The sequence below is a fragment of the uncultured Enterococcus sp. genome (assembly GCF_913775425.1).
Taxonomy (GTDB): domain Bacteria; phylum Bacillota; class Bacilli; order Lactobacillales; family Enterococcaceae; genus Enterococcus_G.
In genome coordinates, this window is sequence record NZ_CAJYIS010000041.1 from 1 (window position 1) to 7,741 (window position 7,741).

Here is a 7,741-nt window from a genome sequence, read left to right on the forward strand (position 1 = left end):
AGGCACTATTAGCAGGTGCGGGTGAGATTTTTGGTTCTCCAGGAACGATTTTTTCAGTATTAAATAATGCGGATTTAGAATTTCCAACGATCAAAGATGAAAATGGTCAGGAGATCCAACTCTCACATGGTGTTTATGGTCAGTTAATGGAAAATACCAACCGTCAAGTACGCGAAGATGCGTTTAAAGGACTATATGAAGTCTACGGTCAATTTAAACACACGTTTGCTTCAACCCTTAGCACCAACATCAAAGCACATAATTTCAAAGCACAAGCACGCCACTATGAAAGTGCACGTCAAGCGGCATTGAGTAATAATCATGTGCCAGAAGCGGTATACGACACATTAGTCGATGTCGTCAATCAAAACTTGCCATTGTTGCATCGTTATATGGAATTGCGCAAACGCTTATTAGCGGTCGATGAATTGCATATGTATGATGTCTATACACCTTTATTAGGTGAAGCGCCGATCACGTATACGTACGAACAAGCTGTTGAAAAAGCGATCGAAGCGTTAGCACCGATGGGTGAAGAGTATCTAGCAGTCGTAAAAGAAGCGTTCTCTTCTCGTTGGATCGACGTGATCGAAAACAAAGGAAAGCGCAGTGGGGCTTATTCTTCTGGTGCTTACGATACAAAACCTTATATTTTGATGAATTGGCATGATACACTGGATCAACTGTTTACCTTAGTTCACGAAATGGGGCACAGTGTGCATAGCTATTTCACTCGTACGAATCAAGAGTATGTCTATGGAGATTATCCAATTTTTCTAGCCGAGATTGCTTCCACTACAAACGAGAATCTGTTGACAGAGTACTTATTAAAAACGGAAACAGATCCAAAGGTCCGTGCATATGTATTAAACCATTATCTAGATGGTTTTAAAGGGACCGTTTTCCGTCAAACGCAATTTGCGGAATTCGAGCATTTTATGCACCAAGAAGATGCAAAAGGAACACCACTAACGGCTGACTTTTTAAGTGAAAGCTATGGTGAATTAAACCATAAATATTATGGTGATGCACTCGCACACGATCCAGAGATCCGTTTAGAGTGGTCACGTATTCCACATTTTTACTATAATTATTATGTGTTCCAATATGCGACTGGTTTTTCAGCTGCTGCGACGCTAGCAGAAAAAATCTTGCATGATGGACCACAAGCCTTAAAAAATTATTTAACGTATCTAAAAGCAGGTTCAAGTGATTATCCAGTCGATGTTATGAAAAAAGCTGGCGTGGATATGACACAAGCAGCTTATATCGAAAATGCCTTTACGGTATTTGAAAAACGATTAGATGAATTAGAAGCATTGATCGAAACCTTATAAAAAAGAGATGTGACAGAAGTCTGTCACATCTCTTTTTGGCGTTCGGCTAAGGCACGTTTGATCTTGTTTTGTACGGGGTGATACGAAAGATTTAACGTAGCTAAAAAGTTTTGGAAATGCTCTGTTGTGGCTTGCGAAGGAGTAACTTCTAATTCCAATTCGTAGTCATGGCCTGTTTTTCCATAGGTACTTTCATCTAGTGCAAGCAATCCTTCAGGTAGTTTTAGTTCATGTCTAGTAGTAGTTAGGTCAGCAAAGCACGTTACACTTGCAGGATCGATGCCAAATTCACTAATCTTTTGGGCTACTTTGCCGTCTAGTTTGATTTGATCGTCTTTAAGTAATGCTTTGGCTTCAGCAAGTTGCAGGGTATCGGTCGTTTCTAGTAAGCCTAGTGGCTGAGGTGACTTTAACGTCAGTTCAGCGTATGTAGTAAATAGGCGAATCCTTAGACCGCATTGTTGCTCCTTTAATTGGAAATCCGGCGTATCAAAGTAATAGTTGGTTTGCTGGTAGATCTTTGCGTCAACAAAGTGTTCCAGTAGACGTTCAAAGTCGGATTTCACCAGTAATGTTTTGAATTCGATTTCAAGTTGTTCACTCATCTTCTTCACTCCTCTTTCCTTAGTTTTACTGTATCTGAGTAAACGTGTCAATCGCTAAAAAAACTGAAAATTAGACTCTGAATGCTAAAGGTTTATTAAAAACTGTGATAAGATAAGCTTGTATGTTATTTTAGAAATGAGGGATACTGATGCAACCGGATTGGGAAGAATTCTTAGCACCGTATGAACAAACGGTTTCTGAATTAAAAGTAAAACTACGTGGGATCAGAAAACAATTTCGTGAACAAAACCGCCACGTACCGATTGAATTTGTGACTGGAAGAGTAAAACCAGTAGATAGTATCTTAGGGAAAAGTCGCTTGCGTAATATTCCACTCGATCGTTTGGAAACGGAAATGTCTGATATTGCGGGTCTTAGAATCATGTGTCAGTTTGTAGAAGATATCCATCAAGTAGTCCAACTGATTCGTAACCGTAAAGACATGACTGTCGTAATCGAGCGTGATTATATTACCAATCAAAAAGCTAGTGGTTATCGTTCTTACCATTTGGTGATCGAATATCCAGTACAGTTAGTCACTGGAGAAAAACGGATTTATGCGGAAATCCAGATTCGAACATTAGCGATGAATTTTTGGGCAACGATCGAGCACTCATTAAACTATAAATATCAAGGCGTTTTTCCAGAAGAGATTGGTGAACGACTGCGCCGAGCAGCGGAAGCGGCGTATCAATTAGATGAAGAAATGTCGAATATCAGAGAAGAGATTCAAGAAGCACAACATTTATTTACTAGAGGGAAAGGGTCTAAAGAACAGCATGCGCGTGCTTTAGACCAAGGAAAGGAAGAACACGATGGAGAAAGTGAAGATCGCGATCATCCACAATAAAACACCATTATCATTAAAAGTAATGAGTGAATTAAGTCAAAAACTGATTGCCTCAGGACATGAGATCAATCAAAATGAACCAGAGCTAGTGATCTCAGTTGGTGGAGATGGAACGCTTCTTTCAGCCTTTCATTTATTCAATCATAAATTAGATCAAGTCCGTTTTTTAGGCGTACACACAGGGCATTTAGGATTTTATACAGATTGGCGCGATTATGAATTAGATGAACTCGTTGCGTCATTGAACACCAAACAAGAAGCAAGTGTTCGATATCCGTTACTTGATGTGCGTATTACGTATCGTAACGGCAAGGAACCCAAGCACTTTTTATCGTTAAATGAGTCGACGATCAAACGGAATGATTCAACGATGGTGGCAGATATTTATATCAAAGATGAATTTTTCGAACGTTTTCGTGGAGATGGGTTGTCGATTGCCACGCCAACTGGTTCGACAGCCTATAACAAAAGTATCGGTGGCGCGGTCTTGCACCCTCGCATCAATGCCATCCAATTAACAGAGATCGCCTCACTAAATAACCGCGTGTTTCGTACACTCGGCTCACCAATGGTTATTGGTAGTCATGAGTGGATCGAAGTTCGATTGCAAGAAAGTGATGAATGTGTGATTACGATCGATCAGTTTCGTTTGCAACAAGACGAGATCGATTCGATTTATTATAAAATCGCTGATGAGCATATTCAATTTGCTTCTTACCGTCATACGCATTTTTGGCGCCGTGTGCGTGATGCGTTTATTGGGGAGTCGTAATCATGCGTTTTGAGTATGTATTTAAAAAAAGCGAACCACAGCAAATCAAATATTTTTTAAAAGAGCAAGGGATCTCCAAAGGCCTACTTGCGAAAATCAAATTTCAAGGTGGTCAGATTCTGGTCAATGATCATATCGAAAATGTCTTGTATTTTCTTCAAGAACACGATATAGTGACGGTTGTTATCCCTGATGAAAAAGAACACGAGACATTACTCGCAGACGATACTCCTTTAGATATCGTATTTGAAGATGAGCACCTTTTGATCGTCAATAAGCCAAGTAATGTGTCGTCAATACCAGCGCAATACCATCCAAATCAAACAATGGCCAATCGCGTGAAGGGATACTATAAACAAAAAGGGTATCGCAACCAAGTCGTTCATGTCGTGACACGTTTAGATCGAGACACGACGGGGCTGATGTTGTTTGCTAAGCATGGTTTTGCCCATGCGAAACTGGATGTTCAATTGCGTGAAAAAACATTAAATAAGCATTATCAAGCGCTCGTTTGTGGGGATCTGGCGCGTTTAAAAGAACATGAACAAATTATAGCGCCGATCGGACGAGATATGCGTTCGATTTTAAAGCGTGAAGTAAGAGAAGATGGCCAGTATGCCTTTACCGAATACTGGTGCCAACAACAGACGTCTAGTTGTGCATTGGTCGATATTAAATTGCACACCGGGCGCACCCACCAGATTCGAGTGCACTTCGAATCGATCGGCTGTCCTTTGGTGGGGGATGATATGTATGGGGGACGTATGGATTTAAGTGTGAAGCGACAAGCGTTGCATTGTTACCATTTAGCATTTACACACCCTTTCACACACGAGCCGCTGTCTTTTTATCAGACACTTCCTGAGGACATGAATACATTGATTCAGGCGACTTTTTAAGCGAGGTGAGAGAGATTGGATGAAACACAAGAATTAGAAGAACGTTTTGCACAATTAAGAGAGGATTTAGCACATAATCGTCTGCAGGAATTTCGGGAACAATTTTTGGAGCTGCATATTTATGAGCAAAGCCAGTTTTATCTGTCTCTGGACGACGCTGAACGTGCCTTAGTCTATGCCTATTTGTCTCCTAAAGAACTAGCAGATATGTTTGATGTTCTAGAAGAAGATAAAGATGAAATGAAAGAATTCTTAGCCGAGATGCGTCCAAGCTACGCAGCGGAGATGTTGGCTGAGATGTATACCGATAACGCTGTCGATCTATTAAATACGTTATCCAAACAGCAAAAAGCACAATATTTAACTTTAATGGAAACTGAAGCGGCTACTGAAATCAAAGACTTACTTCATTATGAAGACGATACTGCTGGATCGATCATGACGACAGAGTATGTGTCGATCGTAGCCAATCAAACGGTGCGTTCTGCGATGTATGTGTTAAAATCAGAAGCTGCTGTAGCGGAGACGATCTATTATATCTATGTGATCGACCAAGAAGAACGTTTGGTCGGCGTAATTTCCTTACGTGATTTGATCATTCATGATGATGATCAAATGATTGAAGAGATCATGAGCGAGCGTGTGATGTCTGTCCATGTCGGTGACGATCAAGAAGACGTTGCGCAAACATTCCGAGATTATGATTTTCTAGCGTTACCTGTAACGGATTACGACGATCATTTATTAGGGATTGTTACAGTCGATGATATTATTGACGTTATTGATGACGAAGCTGCCAGTGACTATTCTGGTTTAGCTGGGGTCAATGTGGAAGAGATTAGCGAAAATCCTATCAAATCAGCCAATCGCCGCTTGCCATGGTTGATTACGCTGTTATTTTTAGGAATGGCGACGGCAACATTGATCAGCCATTATGAACAACTAGTTAGTAAAGCAAGTATTTTAGCTGTGTTTATCTCATTGATCACTGGAACTGCAGGAAATGCCGGGACACAGTCACTGGCCGTGGCGGTTCGCCGCTTGGCGATGAGTGACAATAAAGATGTCGGGATCGTGAAAACGATTATTGGTGAAGTGATTACGGGCTTATTTACCGGTTTGATCACCGGTGTGACGATTTTTTTGATCGTGGCGATTTGGAAGGGCAATCCGATTTTAGGATTTGTGATCGGTATGGCGATGATGTGTGCCATTACGGTTGCGAATCTGGCAGGAAGTTTGATTCCGATGTTAATGGATAAATTAGGATTTGATCCAGCCGTTGCCAGTGGGCCATTTATTACGACGCTTAGTGATTTGACGAGCGTATTGATCTATTTTAATATTGCGAGTATTTTTATGAGTTATTTTTTAAATTAAAGCTAAAGAAGCTGTACTAAAAAAACAGCCTTAAAAATAAGCCGAATCATTCCGAGAATAGTTGTGTCTATTTCGGTAATGACTCGGCTTGTTTTTGAAAGTGGCTCTTTTTAACATGTGATTTAATCGCTTGCTAGTGGGTGTGGTAGAAGTCTATCACACCCACTTTTTTTAAACGATTCTGGTACCGTGGACTTCTGTCGCACCAGTTTGTGTGCAAACTGCTTGGGCATTAGTGCTGCGAACGCCACCACCGACGACAAAGGTAATACGTCCATCGGCATAAGCGATCCACTCGCTGATCTTAGTTAAATGCTCTTCGATCGGCGTATCTAATGGACCGCCATGCACTAAGATGCGGTCGACTTGATGGGCGACGAGCCAATCGATCGCTGCTTTTTTACGAGTTTCTTCGATTGCATCAAACGCCATATGAAAGGTCACTTGTAGGCCATCAGCAACGTCTAATAATAATTCCATCGCTTCTTCATCGATCCAATTGCTAGGTGTTAAGCAACCAAATACCACGCCATCAACCCCTAGTTTTTTGGCTTCAATCAAATCAGTATGCATGATTTTTAATTCTGTATCGTTATAGATAAAATCACCACCGCGAGGTCGGATCATGACCATTAATGGAATCGATTTTTCAGAAGTATAGGCAAAAGACTCTTCTAAGACCCCTGTACTAGGTGTTGTCCCACCTACTGCGAGATTATCGCATAGTTCGATACGATTGGCTCCATTGTGGATGGCTTGTGGGATATTGGTAAAATTTTCGGCACAAAATTCTTTGATCATAAAAGATCCTCCTTAAAGTTAGTCTTCCGTCTAGCATTTTAGCACAATTTTATGCTAAAGTAGTCAAAGAAGAAAGCCGAGGGAAGTCTATGTTAAAAAAAATTGATCGCGCGAAATTATTTTTACAACGAGAAGCCGCACGTTTTCGCTGTCCACATTGTCATGAGTGCATGAAAACTAGTGAGAGCGGTCTTGTCTGTCAAAATGGGCATCGTTATGATGTTTCGAAAAAAGGGACGATGCATTTTTTGATGCGTCCGATCGTTAGCGACTATGACCAACAGCTATTTGAAGCAAGAGGACGGATGATTCGCTGTGGGATGTATCAACCTTTACTGACATATTTGACGCAAAAATTAGACCAAACTGCGGTATTGGATATCGGATGTGGTGAGGGAAGTTTTCTTTCTTTATTGACACAACAAGCAGATATTCAAGTAGGGATTGGTTTTGATATCGCCAAAGAAGGAGTAAATCTGGCAACGAATCAAGCAAGTGATACCTTTTGGTGTACAGCGGATTTAACCAATCTACCGTTTGCAGATCATAGTTTTACCACGTTACTCAATATTTTTTCACCGTCCAATTATCAAGAATTTGACCGTGTGCTGCAAACTGGGGGACAATTGATCAAGGTCGTGCCAGGTGCTGATTATCTAAAAGAATTGCGTCGTGCTTTTTATCCCGAAGATCAAAAAAAGCAACAGTATTCAAACGAACGCGTTGTCGAAAAGTTCAGCGAAGCCTTTCAGACATATGAAAAGCAACAGTTGACCTATATATTTGAGATTCCTAAAGCACAACAGCTAGATCTATTAGAGATGTCGCCATTGGAGTGGGGAGCATCCTCAGAGCGCAAAAAAGCCTTGATGAATCAACCCTTAACACAGATTACGGTTGATTTAGAAATTTTAATTGGAAAAAAGAGCAAATAATTTCTATTTTTTTTCACTTTATGCTTGCATAAATAACATGAGAGTGATATATTAATTTCAAGTCATTTTTCATTAGTTTTTATCAGCATCCTGTTCTGATAAAAGTTAGTGAAGAGAGCTTCACTAACGTAACGACTCGCCGTGCTTGATCACCGAGTTGG

The 7,741-nt window shown here is 40.6% G+C and carries 8 protein-coding genes; 6 read left to right on the forward strand and 2 right to left on the reverse strand.

Going from position 1 to position 7,741, the window contains the following annotated elements:
- Positions 1–1,337 (forward strand): oligoendopeptidase F (gene pepF / locus QZ413_RS04520; protein ID WP_297076908.1); only part of this gene is annotated, 1,337 nt, incomplete at its 5' end.
- Between the two features lie 23 nt (positions 1,338–1,360).
- Here the strand turns inward: pepF and QZ413_RS04525 are convergent.
- The gene (locus tag QZ413_RS04525) at positions 1,361–1,942 is read right to left on the reverse strand and encodes a CYTH domain-containing protein (RefSeq protein ID WP_297076912.1); all 582 of its coding nucleotides are present in this window, start codon (positions 1,940–1,942) and stop codon (positions 1,361–1,363) included.
- A 149-nt stretch (positions 1,943–2,091) separates the two neighbouring features.
- Between QZ413_RS04525 and QZ413_RS04530 the strand changes: the two genes are divergently transcribed.
- Genes QZ413_RS04530 through mgtE form a run of 4 tightly spaced genes read left to right on the forward strand, consistent with a single transcriptional unit; the run spans position 2,092 to position 5,844 of the window.
- The gene (locus QZ413_RS04530; protein ID WP_297076914.1) at positions 2,092–2,793 is read left to right on the forward strand and encodes a GTP pyrophosphokinase family protein; all 702 of its coding nucleotides are present in this window, start codon (positions 2,092–2,094) and stop codon (positions 2,791–2,793) included.
- Positions 2,759–3,565, forward strand: coding sequence for an NAD kinase (locus QZ413_RS04535; RefSeq protein ID WP_297076917.1), 807 nt, complete (start codon positions 2,759–2,761; stop codon positions 3,563–3,565). Before QZ413_RS04530 ends, QZ413_RS04535 begins: the two co-directional genes overlap by 35 nt.
- Before the next feature lie 2 nt (positions 3,566–3,567).
- Positions 3,568–4,464, forward strand: coding sequence for an RluA family pseudouridine synthase (locus tag QZ413_RS04540; RefSeq protein WP_297076919.1), 897 nt, complete (start codon positions 3,568–3,570; stop codon positions 4,462–4,464).
- Between the two features lie 15 nt (positions 4,465–4,479).
- Positions 4,480–5,844, forward strand: coding sequence for a magnesium transporter (gene mgtE / locus QZ413_RS04545; protein WP_297076922.1), 1,365 nt, complete (start codon positions 4,480–4,482; stop codon positions 5,842–5,844).
- A 171-nt stretch (positions 5,845–6,015) separates the two neighbouring features.
- On the opposite strand, the gene QZ413_RS04550 is transcribed toward mgtE, so the two are convergent.
- Positions 6,016–6,645, reverse strand: coding sequence for a copper homeostasis protein CutC (locus QZ413_RS04550; protein WP_297076925.1), 630 nt, complete (start codon positions 6,643–6,645; stop codon positions 6,016–6,018).
- Positions 6,646–6,734: 89 nt separating this feature from the next.
- Here QZ413_RS04550 and QZ413_RS04555 point away from each other — a divergent pair, with 89 nt between their 5' ends.
- Positions 6,735–7,580, forward strand: coding sequence for a methyltransferase domain-containing protein (locus tag QZ413_RS04555; protein ID WP_297076928.1), 846 nt, complete (start codon positions 6,735–6,737; stop codon positions 7,578–7,580).
- The last annotated feature ends 161 nt before the right edge of the window (positions 7,581–7,741 follow it).